At 32.8% G+C, this 20,067-nt stretch carries 19 protein-coding genes and 1 pseudogene; 2 read left to right on the top strand and 18 right to left on the bottom strand.

Features of this window, described 5'->3' with window-relative positions:
* Positions 1-143 precede the first annotated feature (143 nt).
* The 5 genes from ACQVV1_RS08100 to ACQVV1_RS08080 form a co-directional block, all read right to left on the bottom strand.
* Positions 144-1,841 carry a M4 family metallopeptidase gene (locus ACQVV1_RS08100; RefSeq protein ID WP_242254689.1) on the bottom strand — a complete coding sequence of 566 codons (1,698 nt, stop codon included), beginning with the start codon at positions 1,839-1,841 and terminating at the stop codon, positions 144-146.
* 152 nt (positions 1,842-1,993) lie between these two features.
* Positions 1,994-4,225, bottom strand: coding sequence for a putative mucin/carbohydrate-binding domain-containing protein (locus tag ACQVV1_RS08095; RefSeq protein ID WP_431168735.1), 2,232 nt, complete (start codon positions 4,223-4,225; stop codon positions 1,994-1,996).
* A 421-nt stretch (positions 4,226-4,646) separates the two neighbouring features.
* Complete coding sequence (locus ACQVV1_RS08090) at positions 4,647-5,216, bottom strand: 5' nucleotidase, NT5C type (protein WP_431168734.1); 570 nt, start codon at positions 5,214-5,216, stop codon at positions 4,647-4,649.
* 58 nt (positions 5,217-5,274) lie between these two features.
* Complete coding sequence (ribD, locus tag ACQVV1_RS08085) at positions 5,275-6,378, bottom strand: bifunctional diaminohydroxyphosphoribosylaminopyrimidine deaminase/5-amino-6-(5-phosphoribosylamino)uracil reductase RibD (protein ID WP_431168733.1); 1,104 nt, start codon at positions 6,376-6,378, stop codon at positions 5,275-5,277.
* The gene (locus ACQVV1_RS08080) at positions 6,371-7,108 is read right to left on the bottom strand and encodes a GTP cyclohydrolase II (protein ID WP_048525124.1); all 738 of its coding nucleotides are present in this window, start codon (positions 7,106-7,108) and stop codon (positions 6,371-6,373) included. The genes ribD and ACQVV1_RS08080 overlap by 8 nt, the downstream gene beginning before the upstream one ends.
* Positions 7,109-7,412: 304 nt before the next feature.
* Here ACQVV1_RS08080 and ACQVV1_RS08075 point away from each other — a divergent pair, with 304 nt between their 5' ends.
* Entirely contained in the window at positions 7,413-7,730 is a 318-nt protein-coding gene (locus tag ACQVV1_RS08075) for a winged helix-turn-helix transcriptional regulator (RefSeq protein ID WP_001000102.1), read from the top strand.
* 329 nt (positions 7,731-8,059) lie between these two features.
* Here ACQVV1_RS08075 and ACQVV1_RS08070 read toward each other — a convergent pair whose 3' ends face one another.
* The 6 genes from ACQVV1_RS08070 to ACQVV1_RS08045 all read right to left on the bottom strand — a co-directional run bounded on the left by ACQVV1_RS08070 (position 8,060) and on the right by ACQVV1_RS08045 (position 14,205).
* Complete coding sequence (locus ACQVV1_RS08070; RefSeq protein WP_242254696.1) at positions 8,060-8,659, bottom strand: nitroreductase family protein; 600 nt, start codon at positions 8,657-8,659, stop codon at positions 8,060-8,062.
* A 382-nt stretch (positions 8,660-9,041) separates the two neighbouring features.
* The gene (locus tag ACQVV1_RS08065) at positions 9,042-10,115 is read right to left on the bottom strand and encodes a WD40/YVTN/BNR-like repeat-containing protein (RefSeq protein ID WP_242254697.1); all 1,074 of its coding nucleotides are present in this window, start codon (positions 10,113-10,115) and stop codon (positions 9,042-9,044) included.
* A gap of 405 nt (positions 10,116-10,520) precedes the next feature.
* A complete protein-coding gene (locus tag ACQVV1_RS08060; protein WP_242254699.1) occupies positions 10,521-11,360 on the bottom strand; it encodes an aldo/keto reductase in 840 nt (279 codons plus the stop codon).
* 16 nt (positions 11,361-11,376) lie between these two features.
* Complete coding sequence (locus ACQVV1_RS08055) at positions 11,377-12,591, bottom strand: MFS transporter (protein ID WP_242254700.1); 1,215 nt, start codon at positions 12,589-12,591, stop codon at positions 11,377-11,379.
* 582 nt (positions 12,592-13,173) lie between these two features.
* Positions 13,174-13,647: a tautomerase family protein gene (locus ACQVV1_RS08050; protein WP_242254702.1), complete on the bottom strand. Its 474-nt coding sequence runs from the start codon at positions 13,645-13,647 to the stop codon at positions 13,174-13,176.
* A 42-nt stretch (positions 13,648-13,689) separates the two neighbouring features.
* On the bottom strand, positions 13,690-14,205 hold the full coding sequence (locus ACQVV1_RS08045) for a heme-degrading domain-containing protein (RefSeq protein WP_242254704.1): 516 nt from the start codon (positions 14,203-14,205) through the stop codon (positions 13,690-13,692).
* A 507-nt stretch (positions 14,206-14,712) separates the two neighbouring features.
* On the opposite strand from ACQVV1_RS08045, the gene ACQVV1_RS08040 reads away from it, so the two are divergent.
* A complete protein-coding gene (locus tag ACQVV1_RS08040) occupies positions 14,713-15,195 on the top strand; it encodes a VOC family protein (RefSeq protein WP_431168732.1) in 483 nt (160 codons plus the stop codon).
* A 153-nt stretch (positions 15,196-15,348) separates the two neighbouring features.
* On the opposite strand, the gene ACQVV1_RS08035 is transcribed toward ACQVV1_RS08040, so the two are convergent.
* From ACQVV1_RS08035 to spxA, 7 genes and pseudogenes are all read right to left on the bottom strand, one after another.
* Complete coding sequence (locus ACQVV1_RS08035; protein WP_001014166.1) at positions 15,349-16,668, bottom strand: aromatic amino acid transport family protein; 1,320 nt, start codon at positions 16,666-16,668, stop codon at positions 15,349-15,351.
* A gap of 1,050 nt (positions 16,669-17,718) precedes the next feature.
* Positions 17,719-17,841, bottom strand: a pseudogene (locus ACQVV1_RS08030) (DUF3888 domain-containing protein); the annotation flags it as partial.
* A 72-nt stretch (positions 17,842-17,913) separates the two neighbouring features.
* Positions 17,914-18,249, bottom strand: coding sequence for an IDEAL domain-containing protein (locus tag ACQVV1_RS08025; protein ID WP_199678148.1), 336 nt, complete (start codon positions 18,247-18,249; stop codon positions 17,914-17,916).
* Between the two features lie 127 nt (positions 18,250-18,376).
* Positions 18,377-18,790 carry an Rrf2-family transcriptional regulator SaiR gene (gene saiR / locus ACQVV1_RS08020; RefSeq protein ID WP_242254708.1) on the bottom strand — a complete coding sequence of 138 codons (414 nt, stop codon included), beginning with the start codon at positions 18,788-18,790 and terminating at the stop codon, positions 18,377-18,379.
* Between the two features lie 194 nt (positions 18,791-18,984).
* The gene (locus ACQVV1_RS08015) at positions 18,985-19,119 is read right to left on the bottom strand and encodes a BA3454 family stress response protein (protein WP_000573529.1); all 135 of its coding nucleotides are present in this window, start codon (positions 19,117-19,119) and stop codon (positions 18,985-18,987) included.
* 104 nt (positions 19,120-19,223) lie between these two features.
* Positions 19,224-19,358: a BA3454 family stress response protein gene (locus ACQVV1_RS08010; protein ID WP_063221899.1), complete on the bottom strand. Its 135-nt coding sequence runs from the start codon at positions 19,356-19,358 to the stop codon at positions 19,224-19,226.
* A 47-nt stretch (positions 19,359-19,405) separates the two neighbouring features.
* Positions 19,406-19,801 carry a transcriptional regulator SpxA gene (gene spxA, locus ACQVV1_RS08005; RefSeq protein WP_000261180.1) on the bottom strand — a complete coding sequence of 132 codons (396 nt, stop codon included), beginning with the start codon at positions 19,799-19,801 and terminating at the stop codon, positions 19,406-19,408.
* Positions 19,802-20,067 lie beyond the last annotated feature (266 nt).

Below are 20,067 nucleotides of genomic sequence, written 5' to 3'. Positions count from 1 at the left end.
CCTAATTAACTCAAAACTATATAACACACCTGTAACATAACATTCTAAAAAACCTTGCAGAAAAATTCTACAAGGTTTTTGTCTATGCATACAAATTAATCATTACATTAAAATAAAAGGGTTTACAATTCATCACAATAGTATTAAATATAAGCTGCTTTAAAGGCTTGTTGGACAGCTTGTACTTCTAATGAGTCTTTACCATATAAGTTCGTTGCTACACGAATACAAGCTTCTTTTAATTCTTTAAAATCAGAAGTCATATTTAATTCATCCGTATTTGCATAATAGAAAATATCAAACATTTTATCTTCTCCAATGCCTTGTACATTTACTCCATTATGATTTCCACCACTAGCAATTAAATAAGCTACTTTATTAATAATGCTAGAGTTCGTGTGTACACCACCATAATCATGGTCAGCATCAATAGGTAAATTGTTATAATGTCTATAATCTTCTGGATATCTAGAAGAGATAGATGATGGGTTTTTCATATCTCTAAATATACGACCTGATTGTTCCCCCATTGTCCAATTGAACTTTCCGTTATTAGCATACTTTTCAACTGCGACTCCTAAAATATCAGATAGAGCCTCATTAATGGCACCAGCTTCTCCTGCGTACTCAAGTCCAGACTCATTTCTTGTAACCGCGTGTGTAAACTCATGTCCTGCCACATCAAATGCTCTAACAATTGGATCTCCGTATACTAGCATAGCCCCATTACTAAATGCATTAAACCACTGCTTAGGATTTCCTATATTCTTACCATTTGTATTCCAGCCATGAACGACAGAAATTACTTTTTGTCCATTATTATCAAAGCTGTTTCGGCTATATTTTTCTTGATAAAAATCATATACTTTCGTTGCTAAATAATGTGCACTAACTGCTTTAGGATCTGTAAAATTTGTAGAATTACTTGTTACTAAATCATCTAAATAACCCCATACATTTCTTCTATAATTATTATAATCTTTATAATTCGCAGTATACGTTTCAATTCCCTTACCACGAGAATAATCTGCAAGAATGTACGTTCCATCACTTCGTTGTGTAATTCCAAATGTACGATTCATACCTAAGTCATCTTTTCCTGTTCCTGTTAATTTTAAAGGATCTTGTGATTTATTTGCTGTCGCAGATTGGACAATACTACTATCTACTTGTATACCCAATTTTTGAACGAGTTCTTTTAATAGATTACCACCAAAAGCATCAATTAACACTGTACCAGATACATATTCAGGTGTAGATGCACTAAAAGTAATTTGGTATGCGTTTGTAGCTTTATTTGTATTTTCATCTACATATACCACTTGTTTAATTTCTGGTTCTTCAATAAATGTGAGATCATCCCCATAAATGTTAAAAAGCTGTTTCTTTGCATCCTCTTCTGATAGAGTAATAGGTTGTTTCAAATCTTCCTGTTGTTGTAGATCTTGGGCACTATCCCCCGAAACACTCGTAAGTACACCATCATCATTAATATGTGCTGTTAGTTGATATCCGTATACATCACGTCCTTCATATGTTTGTTGAAGACGTACTAATGTAGTACCATCATAAGATTTACGACTTTGCGTAACATTATAATTAACTTTTGATTCAGTATTAACTTGCTTTGATGATAATGCTTGTTCTGTTTTTCCTTTTAGCGCATCCTTCGCTACATTTTCTGCCGATTTTTGAGAAGGTGCTGTTAAATTACCTGTTCGGAACGTATCTTCCTTTGTTTCCACTTTTAAATCTTCTGTTGCCGCATGTACTCCTCCATAGGGCATAATCGCCGATAACACCATTCCTGTAGTTAAACCTACCTTTACGAAATTATTCATATCCTTACTCCCTTATAATCGTATTATATAATTAAATAAATTTATTTTGGAATTTTAAGCATAGATAAAAATTTTAACTATAGTCAATCGTTTTTACATACCTCTACATACATAGTTTGCTACTTTTTTAGATTCAATTCATTTCTCAAAAATCACTCATTATATAAGCTATCTTTATATTTATTCATATACGTTATTTTTTGTGGTTCTGATAACATATTTATTGCCATCCACACATTCTTTTTCATTTCTAATTTTTGCATTGGTATTTCTTTTAAAACAGGATTACTTATAATTGCCTCCATTTCTCTATCAATTCTTTGCATAAGATTTTCTTCTGGATTATTTTGCAAATAAGTATTTTTCAATCCCCATTTTGTCATTATAAATTCATTTGTTTTATTCATAGGATTGATAATAGTAGCTTTACTAGTTAATCGTTTTTTTATTTCATCATGATAGATTTTAATTCTATATCCTTCTTTTAGTGGAATGATATCTTTTACAATTGTTACATTTGTTCCTTCCATTTCCTTCGTATAAATTTTTTGACCTTTCTCATTAAACACCTCTATTGATACATATTTTTCACCTGCATAATAGCTATGAGGCGTTTTTGTAGTAACTGTAAAAACAGCTCGCTTTTGCTCTAAGTCTGTATTTAATTCAGCAAACTGATCATCTCCTAATCCTAGGAATTGAATCGTTTCATTTACCAACTTGCTCACTTTCATTTCGTTAACATCAATAGTTAGACTATTATCTTTTTCTTTTACATAGACATAATACGAACTAAAATGGTACATACTATCCGTTTTTTCACCTGAAATCTCAACTGTATAAACTCCATTTGGTACGTCTTGTAAATTGATATCTGTTGTTTCAATTGTTTTTTCTTGAATAACTGTATTCCCTTCTTTTAATTTAACTTTTCCTCCTTTCAATGTATCTATTTCATTTGTATTTAAGTGGATATGCAAATTCCCTTTTAGTCCAAGTGAAGCAATTTGCTGATTCGTAACTATTTCAAAGTTAGAGTTTATCGGAATATCAGGATCAACTGCAGCTCTTGCTTTAACTAATTGTGATTCAGGCACTATATAAGCTAAAGAAGTAACAGCCGGATAACCTTTCACTCTATTCATCTCTATTTGTTTATGATTAAGCTTAAAGCCCCAGCTTTCAAAGACAGGTGTAAAATCAACTTGTCCATTCTCACTATAATGCTGATTCATTAAATCAGGCAAAGAATGGTCACCTTTTTTAAAAGCAGCATTGCTAGCTAGTTTTCGATAACCTTGATACATTTTTGCAAAAGCTTCATCACCAGCTTTTTGTTTCGCCATCGTTAAAAGAATGAGTTTTTGTCGTAAATCTAAGTCATCATAATTTTTATTTTCTTTCATTAAAGCATTGTATAAATTCCGTTCTACCTGTCCCTTCTTCCCAAAATTAAACAACCAACCAACTTGATCTGCTTTTTTGCCGTATTTACTATATTGATATTGAACACCAAATAGATTATTAGAAACTTCTCCTGTAAATATTCCCTGATTATCAAAACCAGCTTGGTATCCATGAGCGATTTCATGTAAAGTTCCCCAACTTAGTTTATCTAACCACATCTTTGTGCTATCTATACTATTCGCTGTCCAATTTGCGCCATAATAGGCACCGCCAGCACCGGATATATCTGCTTTTAAGAAATAACGATTTTGACTTTTTTTATTTTCAACCGTTGAGCCATCTAACCCAATAATTGAATCATACATTGTAAAAATATCTTCATAATAAACAATTAACTCATCCAACGATTGAAAATCTTTTAAAGACCTTACTAACTCTTTATCTTTTTTAGGTACAAATAACTGGAAACTCTCCCCTTGAATTAATGCATACTCTCCATCAAATTGATCCCATGTATTAAAAAATTGAGATACATTTCCCTGTTGTTTATAAATTGGAAGAGGTTTAGTAGCACTTTTATTCTCTACTTGGTACTCAAGTATGGCGCGCTCTTCACCACCATACGGAGTATCTATGAAAGGAACTAAAGGTGTATTACCTTGAATCGTAACCCATTCATTTCCTACTTGTATGGATTTTTCATTTTTTGAGTCATTAGATAATAAGCGTAATGTTAATTTGTCTTTAAAATTAGGATTCGTTTGTCTTACCTTTAATGGTGTATTTCTCTGCAAGATTAATCCTAAATCTTGTCGATCATGATATTTCCCCTTACTTATGCCTGCCTGAAATATCCACGTAGGCTCTTCTAAACTAGTAATTTCTTTTACATTTGTTCGTTCATCAGCATGTAAGTGTATATTTCCTATGAGGAAAAACATTGTATACATTATGCTTATAACAAGTAACCTTTTCATTTGTACATCTCCTTTTCTATTTTTTATATACAAAATATAATAAAATCCTCCTCCTTCTTCACTTATAACTGTGGTCAGTAAGTTACTTATCAGTGTAATTATTATAGTTACATTAATTCGTGATTATCAATCATTAAATGTATGTAATTTTGCATATACAAATATTAAGTATTAATTGTTTAAATATCATACAATTTCACACTTTTATTTCTTCTCTTTCAGACATGCATCAAAAAACACGAAGACTTAAAAGTCTTCGTGTTTTTTGAAATATACATATTGTTACACTTGTCATTGAATTCATAACTAGAATCTTTTTACTCATGAAAAAGTCAATTTTCTTCTCGATAATATCCATACCTAAACTTTTACAATTTATTAATTCTATGTCTTGGCTCTATTTGATTTTCTAGTTAAATCTTTACATATCTTTCTTTATAATATTTCCTAACTCTGTCCAACTTGTAATACGCGGGATACTGAGATGTTGATTGTAAGAAGTAGTTTTTGCATACACATTTATCGGTTTTCCTATTAACGTTTCTAAGACAGCCGGCTTATCATCAAAGAAATAGTTTAATTTTATTTCTTGTATAAAGTGAATTTTTTCTTCATCCTTCATTCCATAGAAAAAGCGATCTTCATGTACCGGAAATCCTTTTTCTATTAACCATTTTTTTGTTTGCTCTCCATGTTCTTTAGGCCGCGCCGTTATATAGTATATTTCATGTCCCTGTCTTTCTAATTCTTGCAATGTCTCTACTGCATACTGAAACGGTGAACAAGAAGTATAATAAATCTCATCCAGCAAACTATTCCACATATGACCGCCTTCCTCCGAAGTCATGCCAAATGCTTCATGAATTTCAATTGTTTTTAAAGAATGAAATACATCCAATCCTACTTTTTTGTTTAATTTTTTATTATATAAATGAAAAGCATGCTGCCTCAAATCAATTAATGTATCATCGATATCAAATCCAAACTTCACTCTTCATCGCTCCTGTCTGCAATCCATTTATCGGAAAATATAAGTAGCTTTTTTCTCCTTATTTCTCATCTTTCCGATATTCTGGATAACCAATAAATCTATAATCTTTTCCAACCTGGGTAAATGATATATCCTTAAATTCAATTGCATCTTGCATTTTAGTAATACCAGTCCCCTCTACAAAGCTAGGCGCCAATCTGCCCCCAATAATTTTAGGTGCGAAATATAAAATAAGTTTATCCATCAATTCATTTTCAATAAACGAAGCATTTACCTCTCCACCACCTTCAATAAGCAGGGAGAAAACTCCTTTTTCCCCTAAAACATCAAGCATTTCATATAAGTTTATATGCTTTTCTCCGCTAGTAACAAATACTTCGACTCCTGCATTTTCTAATGCCTTCCTTTTTTCCGTTGCATGATTACTTGTTGTAAATATCCAGGTAGGAGCTTCTCCATCTGTAACAACGTGAGCTTCCATTGGTATGCGTAATGTTGAGTCCAAAATTACTCGAATTGGATTTCTTCCATTTGGAATACGCGTTGTCAATGATGGATTATCCTTTTGGACAGTATTCGCTCCTACTAAAATGGCTGCATTTTCGTTTCGTATTTGGTGTACTTCCTGTCTTGCTTCTGTAGATGTGATCCACTTACTATCCGATAAAGAAGTAGCAATTTTCCCATCTAATGTAACACCCGATTTAATCGTTACAAATGGGCGCTTTGTCAAAATATATTTATTAAAGACTTCATTCATCTTTTTAGATTCTTCTTCACACACTCCTACAAGCACTTCAATACCAGCATCTTGCAGAATTTTAATTCCACGTCCAGAAACAAGTGGATTTGGATCAAGTGTAGCAACTACTACCTTCTTAATTCCTGCTTGTACAATTGCTTCTGCACAAGGGCCTGTTCTACCATGATGAGAACAAGGTTCAAGAGTTACATAGATGGTACCACCACGGGCTTGTTCTCCCGCCATACGTATCGCATGTATTTCGGCATGTGGTTCTCCGGCCTTCATATGTGCTCCAATCCCTACAATTCGATTATCATTTACAATTACAGATCCAACCAGTGGATTTGGAGTGGTTTGTCCCTTCATAGCCTTGGCATTTTCTAGTGCTAGCTTCATATACAATTCATGCTCAAGCATGTAAGTGTCCCCCTTCAAAATGTCCAGAACGTTGGATCTTCGTTTGCAAATATTTCTCATTAAACTCTGAGACATCACCCCATAACGGTTCACGACTCGTAACATTTAATCCAGCTTTTTGTAACGCTTCTAATTTTTTCGGATTATTTGTAATAAGTTTTACAGGTTTTGAGCGTAGCGCTTTTAACACTTCAATTGTATCCTCATAGTTTCGAACATCATCTTCAAAACCTAGGTTTAGATTAGCTTCTACTGTATCTAATCCATTTTCTTGCAAGAGGTACGTCATCGCTTTACTAAACAAGCCAATCCCTCTTCCTTCATGATTCGCTAAGTAAAATAAAGCACCTGAACCATGTTCTGTAATCATTTGTAAAGACTGCTTTAATTGGAATCCACAATCACAACGTTTACTACCAAAGATATCACCCGTGTGACAAATACTATGCATACGAATTAGGGCATCTTCAGAATTCTCAAAATCACCATATACAAGCACACTAGATTGTTGCATATCAGCTAAATTGATAGATGAAAGTTTTTCAATAATTCCTTCTACACTATTTGTAACCTCACTACATTGCAACCAAGAATACCATTGGAAAACTTTAGTCTCCCCATATAAATTAATTGGCAATTTGATAGGACCTACTAAATAAATATCCTTTCCATCTTGATGTATAAATTTAATTTTATCTTCTAACATATGAATTGTATCTGTTGTAACCATTAGGTACCTCCTAGTATAGAGAATCTCTAAAAAATTCCCTTCCATCGTTATATTTTTTATTGTTTAACTTACACAACGTAAGTGTTTTTACAGATGATATTCTTTTTTCTCACAGCTTATATGCAATATGTATTATTACAACTTTGGCCATTTAAAGAAAAGAACTTCAGTTACATAAAACAACTTAGTTACTTTATGTAAGTGAGTATACAATCGTAATTAATTTACGTCAAGTAATTAATTATAAAAACATTTGTTACTAACAGTAAGATGTTATATAATTTATTTTAGGAGGTGAAGGAAAATGAATGATTCTACATTATGCCCTCGCTTTGAAAAAGGAATGAAATTTTTTAGTCAACGATGGACAGCACTAATTATTTACCAACTTTTCTCTGGACCTCAGCGCTTTTGTACGCTTGAATCTTCTCTTCCTGTTAGCGGAAGATTACTTTCAGAAAGATTGAAAGAATTAGAACTAGAAGGAATTGTCGAACGTAAAGTCTTTCCTGAGACACCAGTTCGTATAGAATATTCTTTAACTCAAAAAGGATTTGCTTTAGAAGCTATTATTCGTGGAATAGAAGAATGGTCACAGGAATGGATAGAACTTGAGGAATAGTATAAAAGCTTTTTCGTATATAGTTTTAAGTAATCAAATTACAGATACCTATGATTAAAACGCTAGTTTTTCAAGCATTTATGAAAACTTAGCGTTTTTTAATAAATAAAATGTAAGAAATAAAACAAGGTGATCAAAACGATCACCTTGTTCCTTTAAAGGTTAAAATAGTGTTTTTAACGCTTTTATTCATACATACTCGATTAATAAAAAGAACGAATAAACTTTTTTGACGAAACAGTTTTTTTCACAATACAGTTAGCTTCCTCCGCTATTTGCGAACAGTAAGACCACTACTAATTAAAGCTTCACTTTATTACATTTGAATATTACTTATGAAATTTCACACGCTCTTCAAGTGGTTGGAATTCTTTTTCACCTGGTGCAGCTGTTGGATTACCAAATGGCATTTGTGCAATTAGTTTCCAATTAGCAGGAACATTCCATTCTGTTTTCACTTCATCATCAATTAATGGATTATAATGTTGTAAAGACGCCCCTAATCCCTCTGCTTCTAATCCTGTCCACACGACTAATTGGTGCATACCTGATGCTTGGTGTGACCAAATTGGGAAGTTTTCAGCATATGCAGCAAATTTTTCTTGAAGCGATTTCACTATTGCCTCATCTTCAAAGAATAGTACTGTTCCATAACCAGCTTTAAAGGAATCCATTTTTTGTTGCGTTCCTGAAAAATCTCCATCTCCAACTACTTTTCTTAATGTTTCAGTTGTAATATCCCATAATTTATTATGAGCTTCACCTAATAATACAACTACTCGCGCAGTTTGCGAATTGAAAGCTGAAGGCGTATATTTCACAGCAAATTCCACAATTTCTTTAATTTTTTCATCTGATACTTGTACCTCTTTATTAATCCCATAGTAAGTACGTCTTTCTTTCAGTGCAGTATAGAAATCTTTTGTCATAATTCATTTCCTCCTAAGTTTTAATATTCTTCAAAATGATACATCTCGAAGATAATACGCGTTTAAATGAGTACATTTTTAAATCATTGAACTCCATAGCACCAATTGCCAGTCATTCTTAATCTAAACACACTGCTTCCTTCAGTTGACCTAAAAAACGTCTTATAACATCATTGATAAAATCTAGTCATCATTCAGTACTATTTTACCCATTCTCTATTCATGTATCCTGCGTGTTTCATATTTACAGAAATATGAACTGTAGACGTTAAATTGATGGTCAAAAAAGCCAGGAAGCGTTTCTAACGCATTACCTGGCTTAATACATTTTAAATTCCACTAAACATTCTTAATGAATAGTAGCTAATACTATACCCGTCACTTATTTAACGATTAACATCTCATAAGGATGTTGTTCCATAAATCTGTTCTCCCAAGGAATCTCTAATGACTTCCAATTTGAACCGCCATCTACCGACTGATAAACACCTTTATTACTAAATAAATAGAACGTTCCATCACTTGTTGCCTTTAATACTGGTATGATTGTTCCTTTAGGAGTTGGTAAACCTGCATTCATTTCTGTCCAAGACTGATCTTTTTCTTTCTTATAAATATATGATTCACAATTTCCATTATTGTAATCATGTGCTACGTGTGGATTTGACGATGTCGCAATAATAATATTTTCTGGATCAGTTGGATTAACTGCCATTTGATATGCGTAATGATGCTTTAGCCCACTACAAATATAGTTCCAAGTCTTACCTCCATCACAGCTCTCCGCATACTCATGACCTGGTTCTTTCAAGAATGAATCACCTAAAACCCCGTATAAACGATTTGGCACATTGCGATGTGATTTAAGAACGTGAATATCTTGAGGATAGTTTCCCTCTTTTTCCTCAGTCCATGTTATACCGCCATCTACGCTTTTAATTAATCCACCTACCTCAATAGTCGTATAAATGGTTTCTGGATTATTAGCATCAATTTCAATGTGTTTTACATGGTGTGTATATGTTCGTTGAGGAAAGAACCATGATGAATACGATGGCATTTGTCGATAATCAGTTAGCAGCTCAAAACTGTCCCCCCCATTTTTAGATACAAACATTGCGCTCGGTTCAGTTCCTACATATACGATCCCGTTACCGTCATCACCCTTCGCTCGAGATACAGAAACTGCTGTAATAGCTCTCATATGAATAGCATCGGCTGGGAACACTTCACCAAAGGAAGGTAACGTACCAATCGCTTCCCAAGAACTTCCTCCATCTTTACTTCTCCATAATCCCCTATCAAAAGTACCACAATACATTCTTTCTTGGTCGTATGGGTCAGAAGCTAAAGCAATCGGATTAGCACCTACAAACTGTGAGTGCACGCTCCATACTGAATCTTTTCTTTCTGCAATTACAAGTTCTCTATCAAACGCTAATATGAATTTTTCCATAACTAAAATCTCCTCGTTTCATAATATATCTACTGTATCATTTAAATTTTTGCCGTTACAAGTTATGAGATGACACTTATATGCTATAGCATATAAACAATAAATTTTATAAGCAATATGTGACTAAAAACTTACATTATATAATTTGTTAACTTCACATCAGTATGATGAACAAGATGTCCTGTTAACTCATATAAGTCCATATGCCACCTCCAAATAAATCGCCATTTACATGCTATAGCATATATAATATAGAATGCATTATTTTATGTCAAACATTAATACTGTTAATCAGTTCTTTAGATCGCCTAAAGTAATTTAAAAGTCATAATATAAACAGAAACATTTTATTGAATAGAAAATAAAAAAAGAGTGCAACTTTTGCACTCTTTTTACTCATTTTTCTTAGAAATCAAAGTTATCAGGATCTGGACCAACGCGGTGATCTTGATTTAACGCATCGATTTTCTCCATATCTTCTTTCGTTAACTCAAAGTTAAATACATCAGCATTTGCAATGATGCGGTGTTCTTTCGTTGATTTTGGAATTGTAATTACTCCATTTTGAAGATCCCAACGTAAAATAACTTGCGCTGTTGTTTTAGCGTGTTTCTCAGCAATTTCTTGTAATGTTTCATTATCTAATAATTGACCTTGCATTAGTGGTGACCATGCTTCCATTTGAATACCCTGTTCTTTACAGAAAGCTTGTAATTCTTTTTGTGTTAAACGAGGATGGTATTCTACTTGGTTGATCATCGGCTTAATTTCTGCGTCTTTTATTACATCTTGCAGATGATGGATTTGGAAATTACTTACGCCAATTGCACGTACACGCTTTTCTTTATAAAGTGTTTCTAACGCTCTCCACGTATCTTTATATTTCCCTTCTACAGGCCAGTGAACAAGATATAAATCTAAATAATCTAGTTTTAATTTTTTTAAACTCTCTTCATATGCCGCAATTGTCTCTTCATATCCTTGGTCTGCATTCCATACTTTTGAAGTGATAAATAATTCTTCTCTTGAAATTCCTGTTGCTTCAATACCTGCACGGATCCCTTCACCTACTGCTGCTTCATTTCCATAAATCGCCGCTGTATCGATACTACGATATCCTGCTTTAATTGCTGATTTAATTGCTTCTACAAGTTCTGGTCCTTCTTCTACTTTAAATACACCTAAACCGAACCAAGGCATTTCTACACCGTTATGCAATGTTGTTGTACTTTGTAAGTTTTTCATTTTATTTTCTCTCCTTTTATTTTACTTGATCTCGTTTTTCTAATGACATACTCCACGCCGTTAAAATAACAGCACCTACTACCATAATGCCGCCTACCCAAGCTGTATGAATTAACCCTAACGAGTTCGTTACAATACCGCCTAAATAAGCACCAAGAGCAATCCCAGCATTAAACGCCGCAATATTAATTGCCGATGCAACATCGACAGCACTCGGTACAAATCGTTCAGCTAACATTACGACATATACTTGTAACCCTGGAACATTCATAAATGCGAATAGTCCCATGAAAATAATTGTAATTAGCCCAGCTACTTTAAATGGCGCTGTAAATGTTAAAACAAATAATATAATCGCTTGAATAAAGAACATGTAAAATAGCGCTCGAATTGGATTATGGTTCGATAATTTACCGCCAATCACATTCCCTATCGCGATTGCGATTCCATACACTAATAAAATGATAGTAACTGTATTAGCTTTAAATCCTGTTACTTCTTGTAATAACGGAGATAAATACGTAAATGTTACGAATGTACCACCGTATCCAAGTGCAGTAATGATGAAAACAAGTAACAGTCTTCCGTTCGTGATCAGTTTAAATTGATCGCGGAATGATACAGACGTACCCTTTTTCATATTAGATGGAATGAGAATACTATTTGCAATTAAGGCAATAATTCCAATTACTACAATTGCTAAAAATGATGTTCTCCAGCCAAATTGTTGACCAATAAATGTTCCAATTGGTGCCCCTGTAATAGTCGCAACTGTTACACCAGTAAACATAATTGCAATCGCGCTAGCACGTTTATTTTCTGGTACAAGTGCCGCAGCAATCGTTGAACCAATTGACATAAACACACCATGTGAAAGTGCAGACACAATTCTCGCAATAAGTAATACAGTGAAGCTTGTTGAAACAGCCGCGATCCCGTTACCAATAATGAAAATAACCATAATCCATATTAATAACGTTTTTCGTGACATATTAGCTGTTAATGACGTTAATACTGGAGCACCAAATGCTACGCCTAACGCATATAAAGAAACTGTTAAACCAGCTGTTGTCACCGATACATGTAAATCTTCCGAAATAGATGGTAATAAACCGACACTAACAAATTCAGTTGTCCCAATCCCAAACGCACTAATTGCTAGCGCTAATAACGCAAATATACTTCTTCGATTCGTCTGAACTTCTGAAGACGATGCTGTATATGAATTCAATTAAGTTTCCCCTCTTCCCTATAATTCCTATCATAATAGTGCGATAAAAAGGCCCTTTTATCTTTTAAAAAATACATTTAATCTCTACAAACACTATTATGAATGGTTTCATTCTCTTTTTATAGAACGCACTTTAAAGTACTATAGGTACTTCTTAGTACCGTACTTCTCGCTCTTCTCTCACATGTACTATTATGAAATACAATTAACATAATGAATAGTACGTACTTTAAAGTGCTGTAGGTACTAAAAAGTAACATAGTTAATTACTAGTACCGTAAAGCTTGTTTCTCTCTTACATGTGCTATTATGAATGATAATCACCCTAATAAAAAGTACGTACTTTAAAGTACTATAGGTACTAAAAAGTAATATTTACATAACCTAGCTTATTTTGCTCAAAAATTGACATCTACATTCAACGAAGAAAGGTAGCATATAAAGAAACACACTCTTCCTAGAGAGGCGACTTTAGAGGGTATTACTTGAAAAGTAAAAAATCATATTCATTACCGCAGACAAATAACAAAAAAGGCAAAAACGAACAGAAATATGTTCATTTTTGCCTTTTTTATTTAATCATTAAAATGTACGACTTTTGGAAAGAAAGTCTTTATCGGCTCCTGTTACACCGCTTTGTCCCCAGTTTCCTGGAATCATTTCACGAATAAGAATTAGCACTTTATCCAAAGGTGCATGTGTATATTTAGAGGTTAATTGTGTAAGTTCATTTACCCACTTATCCTTTGTCTCTTGATCAAATGTATTCCATATATCGATCTTAATGATAGCCATTCCATCAACGTTACGATCCGGTGTATCATAAGACTCTTTTGTTTCCCAATTGGACACCCTACTTTTCTCAGCAAAGGTAGCATCACTTGCTACAGCTCCAGCCTTCCCCCAATTTTCTTTCTCAAGTTCCGTGATCAACACTTGAATTTTGTCAGGGACAATTTTTAATCGTTTTATTGTAAGTTCAGTTACTTCATAAATAAATTCCTTTTTTTCTTCTGTTGACATCGTTGGCCAAGTATTTAGCTCAATTAATGGCATAGTATTGCCCCCTAAAATTAATTATCTATTCACTAGCTACAGCTATTGATTCAAATGATTTTTAACTGCTCTTATTACCAATTCGTGATCTTCTTCTGGCGGCAATCCTGAAACTGTTATCATTCCAATAACCCCTACGTTTTTTATTCTGATAGGAAAGCATCCACCAAACGCAGCATATTCCGAAGTATCTAAAAGATATTTTTCATTATATGAGATTCCAGTTATTTCACTTTGTATCTGCATATAATACGAGCTATGATCATGCAGGGAAACAACTCGTTTTTTACGCTCAATCCATTTCGTATTTTCCTCATTTGTCCCTGTCATCTTGAAATGAAATAATTGCACACCGTTTTTTGTTATATCAACAGCAATTAATTTTCCCTCTCGCTTTGCTGTTTCAACAATAAATAAACCTAATTGCAAGGCATCTTCATTTGTAAAAGAGGAAAATTGAAGTGTTTCCTCCTCTTTTACAATTTGTTTACTAATTTCATTCAAATTTGAAGTACTCATATCTTTAACCTCCATAATCGTTTTATGCCACTCTAGCATTTCGAGAAATTATTGAATTCTAAAGTATCAATTCAATCAATCTAAATCTAAATAAACTGCTGTAAAATCAAGTAGCTAGTACCGTAAAGCTCATTTTCTTCTTACAGGTGCTATTATGAATGATATTCAGGGTGATAAAAAGTACGCACTTTAAAGTGCTATAGGTACTTTAAAGTACTTTTCTACTCATCCTCCTCTTACAGAGACTATTATGAAATATATTTAACTTATTAAAAATGTATGTACTAATGAATAATATTTTTAATAACAAACTTTTTTGCTCAATGGTTGTAATTCAAATTCATCATTTTTTTATTAAGACAAACGAAAAATAAAAAGAACCTAGCCGATACTAGATTCTTTTTTAATCAAAAAACACTCTTATATTTCTCGTGTCCCGTTACAAAATACTTAGAATAGAACTTCTACTAAAGGCTCATTTTAATTACAGTAAAAGATTGGCGAAACGAATACATTACACCACCTAAAAAATAGGAGGCAACAAAAATGAGTGAAAAAACAGCAGGCTTTTCACAAGTAAATCATGTTGGAATTACAGTAAGTGATTTAGAAAAATCTATCGTTTTTTACGAAGCATTAACAGGTAAGAGAGTATCAAACATCGATGAAATTGGCGGAAAAAGAATGGCGCAAACTCAAGGACTTGAAGATACTCGTATTAAATATGCCAACCTTCACTTAGACAATTTAAATATCGACATTCTAGAATATATTGTTCCTAAATCAGATAAAGCCTCTTACTCAAATGATCAAATTAGTGCGATGCATCTTTGTTTTGAAGTAGAAGATATTGATGCCGCTGTAGAACGTCTAAAAGCAATTGGAGTAGAACCAGATGGAGATCCAATTGTCTTTCAAGAAGAAGACGGCTTGAAATCTGGATTTGGTACAGGAGTTGCCTACTTCCGTGATCCAGATGGTACTAATTTAGAGCTAATTGCTCCAAAAGGTCCATTTAGACGTGAATAGTGAAAATAAATTAATACCGAAGCAGCCACCTTATCTGAAAGGTGGCTGTTTGTTAATAGATTGAATAAAAAAGGACAAACTCTCCAACGTGAGAAGTTTGTCCAAAAAGTTTTTCGTATCCACTATTTTTACACTAAAACTAACAATCGTGAATTAGAATAATGACTTAATACTTGCTAAAACAGTAAGGACACCTACAATAATAACAAATACGTTGCTCATTTTCCCTTTGTATTTAGCTAGTACCGCTACTTTATTGATTGCATACATCGGTAATAGACATAAGATAGCAGCAACTAATGGACCGCTAAGTGAATCAATAATTCCAAGAATACTTGGATTTGCATAAGCAACATACCAGCATGTTAATACGACAAAAGTAAGGATTATTGTCTTAATTGTTTTTTCTTCTATATCTTTTCCACGTGTTTTACCAAACTTCATAATCACGTCACGCATTACCTCATATGCTCCGATATAGTGACCAAGGAAAGACTTTGTAATAGCCACAAAAGCAATGATAGGAGCTGCAATAGTGATTACAGGCGAATTAAGCTCATTAGCAAGATATGAAAGGATTGATAAGTTCTGCTCTTTTGCCATTTTAATATCATCTGGAGTCAAACTCAATGTACTGCTCCAGACGAAGAACATAACAACCGCAAATGTCATGATATAACAAACCTTTTGTATTTGCGCACATTTAGCATCAGTGGCTTCGATACCATACGTAGCTCTCTGTTTCACAACAAATGATGAAATCATAGGTGAATGATTAAATGAGAATACGATGATTGGTAGAATCATTAATATCGTTCCAAAATATCCTGTTCCTGTTGAAGCAGTAGAAACAGCTGAAAAACTAAGCATTGACGTATTCCACTGTGGAATTAAAGATATTGCGATAAAAAGTAGAGAAGCTATGAAAGGATACACTAGCATACTCATTACCTTTACAGTAATATCTTGACCAAAATTCAGTATAGCGATAAGACCAAGAACTAATACAAGTGATAAAATAGCCCTTGGAGGTTCTGGCATGTGCAATTGATGCACGATAAAACTACTTGCAGTATTTGTAAGCGCAACCGAATACATTAGTACGATTGTATAAATTGAACCGAAATATACGATGTTAAAAATGATACTCGCTTTATTTCCGAAATACTCTCTAATTGTACCTGTGATCCCCTCATCAGCAGAATTAGAAGCGTATATCATTTTAGCAAGTGCCCTATGTGAGTAGTACATAACTGGATATGCAAGTAATGTAATTAGTAGTAAAGATAATAAACCACCTGAACCTGCATTAATCGGTAAAAAGAGCACCCCTGCTCCAATTGCAGTTCCAAATAGACTCAATGCCCATGTAGTATCCTGCTTATGCCACTTTTTCGGATCTGCATATTGCTCATTTTTTAGTGCGGTATTTTCAGCTTGAACTTCTATTTTCTTTGCAGTATTCCCGTTCATATAATAACTCCCCCTTGTATCTATTCTTGCATCTCCCTTTTTAGCTAACGAATATTTTCCTTTTTTGGAAAATGAATTCCTTACAAGTTGCCCCACATTGCATGTCCTTCATCATAATAAATCCAAATTGAAACATTCGCTAGTTAGCGTCCTAATATAATTGTTAGCGTTCACAAAAAAGTTTACTCGTAATATCCGCTCTTTATATAAAGACCCTTAAGAGAACAATATAGAATAGACTTCATAAATACGTTGCAACATTTCTAATAACAGTGTATTACTTTAATGGTTTCTCTTTTTTACTTTTAACAGTAAATTTAGCTAAACCGGCCTCTCTTAATTTGCGAGGCATTTCTTTCTCAATTCTATACATCACTTTAATAACTTCGGCAGCATTTATGGTATTGATTACACAAGCCACTGAAGCACTTTACATACATTTCGCCTCTAATCACACACCTTTCTTACTAATAATCGCATTTTTTATATTTTCTCCAGAGATAATAAAATTTCTCTCGACGCCCTCATTATAACGTGTATATTTATAAAATTAATATTTTTATATTTTCAGAAATATTTAATAGGTATAATTTTATATGGATAATAATTTACAGTTAGCACTCAACCCTTGTTCCTATCACTTAAAATTGAATTAATTAGCATAAAATACAATAATATATTACTTATTCAAGTTACTCATCATACAGATATTTATATCCTTATTTGTCAAAAAATTTTATTTCAAACTAGAAAAGATATTCTAATAAACAATTAATGTAATTAAAAATAAATATCGTTTTGAATGTATAAACCATTTTTTAGGATATATATTATCGCTATTGCATTGATATACATTTTTAGGAAGATACGTTTTTTACTTTATGGCAATAAGAGACCACTAACACTTAAAAAAACTACGCTAAACGAAAAAAAATAAAATAAGCTACCCATATCAGGCAGCTTATTTACATAATAATCATTATCAGGAGTGTGCAAACACCTCAATACAATGTCATCTTAATTCTAGTTTTTTTAACTCTTCTTCAGGAATATCTCTATGTCAAAGTTTACGTTTATATTATTTTCCTTTTTTACAATTGCCTGAACAGAAATACAGGGTAATATAAAACTAAGAAAACACATAATGCTAACCATTGTTAGTCTTATTTCCATAACATCAATCCTCTCTTTTAATAAGATGCAACAAAAGAGAGGATTTTATTGATTATTGCACAACCTAACAAATTAAAACCCCTCATTAACTAACTCTTTGATCGAGTTTAATTTTGAAGAAAGCTCGATAAACCATTCTTCGTCTCCTGTTAATAATGCAAGGTCTATAAGATAAAGGATTTGCTCCTTATTTATTACCTTTGATTCAGGGAGCTTGTTAACATGTTTACTAAAGAGTAAAATCGCTTCGTTTATTGTGTACTTGTCGTCACGTTTCACTATACTAACTGTAACTACATCTTCCGCTTCATCAAGTGATACAATGTAACCAACTATGAATTCACCCTCATTTGATACTCCTCGAACCCAATCTCCTACTTTTAAAACATGATTATTATTTGACATCATACTTTTTCACCTTCTTACAAATTATTTTTAATGACGATAAACAAGAAATAAAAAACAAAATTAAACTGTAATATTTTCTATTACATTTAATTTTTAAAAACTTACGACTATATAACATTTAAGCCGTTTAACGTTCTTGATTGATAAGATCAACAATTTCTTGCATTGTATAGTTCTTTAAGTATTCACCTAGATGTTCTTCCGCACCTAAAAAAATAGTGAAGAGAACTTTTTGCATATTCAAACCTACAATACACTGATCATTTGATTCCGGACACTTAGGTTGCAACGCACCTTCAGAGGTTATTTGATAAATATGCCAGAGGTTAACTTCACTTAAATCCCGAGCAAAAATAAAACCTCCACCAGTCCCCTCTTTTGATTGAATAAACTTATGTTTTTTTAACAAACTTAGCACTTTACGAATGCGTACTGGGTGAACACCTGCACTTTCTGAAATAGCATTACTTGTTGACATTCGGTCTGGCTGTAGAGCTAAATAAGTTAAACTGTGAATGGCCAAGGTAAAGTCGCTGCTCATGGTTTTCCTCCTACGATAAAGAATAATGTTTCTGGCATGTTAACTTACTGTAGCCATAAATATTACAGATACGTTAGTCGAACATTAAAATATATAAAATTCATTCTAATCATAAAGAAATAAATTCTTTTATATTCTATCCGAACTCACCTATATCCCATAACTCCATTTCGCTTTTTAAATTAAAAATACATTTAAAGACTCCATTGTTTCTTCACTTGCTCTTCTGCCAACTGTTTGATTTTTGTCCATATCGTATCTTTATTCACAATAACATTTGTTTGATAATTTCTATCGTTATAATTAACTGTAACGCATACTTCTATCATTTTTTGCTTCCTCCTTTCAAAAATTTTTTTATATTTAATCGCTGACAAATATTAGGTTTAGTTATAATCTCTAACCTATAACTTCAATTTTTAAATAATCCAAATTAAAAGCCCCACTGTTTTTTGACTTGTTCTTCTGCCAACTGTTTGATTTTTGTCCATATCGTATCTTTATTCACAATAACATTTGTTTGATAATTTCTATCGTTATAATTGACTGTAACACATACTTCTATCATCTCCGGTTTCCTCCTTTCAAAAAACTTTTCTTGAAAAATATTACTTATTAATTAGCCAACTTTTGCAGTTCAATATTTAAGAACGTTCGAACGCTACGTGGTAAAAATTTACGAATTTCTTCGTCATTAAAACCAATCTGTAATCTTTTCTCGTCCAGCATAATTGGGCGACGCAACATTAGCGGATGCTCAATTATTAATTTATAAAATTCATTCAGCGAAAGCTCATCTATATTTATATTTAAGTCTTGAAAAGTTTTGGATCTAGTTGAAATAATTTCAGTAGCACCCTCTTCAGTTAAACGAAGAATGGATTTAAGTTCATCCACTGTCATAGAATTGGATACGATATTTTTTTCAGTATAATCAATTTGATTCTCTTCCAGCCATGCTTTCGCTTTTCGGCATGAACCACAGCTTGCTGTTGTATATAAAACCACCATATTTCACTCACTCCTTTAATGTTCTTTATGAAACGTACATTTTAAATATCGGTTATTGAAATGTATTAAAAAAAATTACAGTTTAGAATCAAATACACGTAATATTATTTATTCGGCAATGTTTCGTTTATTTCTACTATTCGTTTCTTTTCATGCTTCTTTTATAAAATGATTGAAACTACATTTACAGATGATGACAACTCACTTCTTAAATCTATACTGTAATTTTAAACCTTACAGTTCTATTAATCAAATGTTAAGTCTTG

The sequence above is a fragment of the Bacillus basilensis genome (genome assembly GCF_050630465.1).
Taxonomy (GTDB): domain Bacteria; phylum Bacillota; class Bacilli; order Bacillales; family Bacillaceae_G; genus Bacillus_A; species Bacillus_A basilensis.
Note: the sequence above shows the minus strand (reverse complement) of the source record. Positions and strands in the feature narration are given on the sequence as shown.

What these genes read in the sequence shown, in the direction of transcription:
- ACQVV1_RS08100 (WP_242254689.1), bottom strand. Translation starts at nt 1,841, where the DNA reads ATGAATAATTTCGTAAAGGTAGGTTTAACTACAGGAATGGTGTTATCG.
- ACQVV1_RS08095 (WP_431168735.1), bottom strand. Translation starts at nt 4,225, where the DNA reads ATGAAAAGGTTACTTGTTATAAGCATAATGTATACAATGTTTTTCCTC.
- ribD (WP_431168733.1), bottom strand. Translation starts at nt 6,378, where the DNA reads ATGCTTGAGCATGAATTGTATATGAAGCTAGCACTAGAAAATGCCAAG.
- ACQVV1_RS08080 (WP_048525124.1), bottom strand. Translation starts at nt 7,108, where the DNA reads ATGGTTACAACAGATACAATTCATATGTTAGAAGATAAAATTAAATTT.
- ACQVV1_RS08075 (WP_001000102.1), top strand. Translation starts at nt 7,413, where the DNA reads ATGAATGATTCTACATTATGCCCTCGCTTTGAAAAAGGAATGAAATTT.
- ACQVV1_RS08070 (WP_242254696.1), bottom strand. Translation starts at nt 8,659, where the DNA reads ATGACAAAAGATTTCTATACTGCACTGAAAGAAAGACGTACTTACTAT.
- ACQVV1_RS08065 (WP_242254697.1), bottom strand. Translation starts at nt 10,115, where the DNA reads ATGGAAAAATTCATATTAGCGTTTGATAGAGAACTTGTAATTGCAGAA.
- ACQVV1_RS08060 (WP_242254699.1), bottom strand. Translation starts at nt 11,360, where the DNA reads ATGAAAAACTTACAAAGTACAACAACATTGCATAACGGTGTAGAAATG.
- ACQVV1_RS08050 (WP_242254702.1), bottom strand. Translation starts at nt 13,647, where the DNA reads ATGCCATTAATTGAGCTAAATACTTGGCCAACGATGTCAACAGAAGAA.
- ACQVV1_RS08045 (WP_242254704.1), bottom strand. Translation starts at nt 14,205, where the DNA reads ATGCTAGAGTGGCATAAAACGATTATGGAGGTTAAAGATATGAGTACT.
- ACQVV1_RS08040 (WP_431168732.1), top strand. Translation starts at nt 14,713, where the DNA reads ATGAGTGAAAAAACAGCAGGCTTTTCACAAGTAAATCATGTTGGAATT.
- ACQVV1_RS08035 (WP_001014166.1), bottom strand. Translation starts at nt 16,668, where the DNA reads ATGAACGGGAATACTGCAAAGAAAATAGAAGTTCAAGCTGAAAATACC.
- ACQVV1_RS08025 (WP_199678148.1), bottom strand. Translation starts at nt 18,249, where the DNA reads ATGATGTCAAATAATAATCATGTTTTAAAAGTAGGAGATTGGGTTCGA.
- saiR (WP_242254708.1), bottom strand. Translation starts at nt 18,790, where the DNA reads ATGAGCAGCGACTTTACCTTGGCCATTCACAGTTTAACTTATTTAGCT.
- ACQVV1_RS08015 (WP_000573529.1), bottom strand. Translation starts at nt 19,119, where the DNA reads ATGATAGAAGTATGCGTTACAGTTAATTATAACGATAGAAATTATCAA.
- ACQVV1_RS08010 (WP_063221899.1), bottom strand. Translation starts at nt 19,358, where the DNA reads ATGATAGAAGTATGTGTTACAGTCAATTATAACGATAGAAATTATCAA.
- spxA (WP_000261180.1), bottom strand. Translation starts at nt 19,801, where the DNA reads ATGGTGGTTTTATATACAACAGCAAGCTGTGGTTCATGCCGAAAAGCG.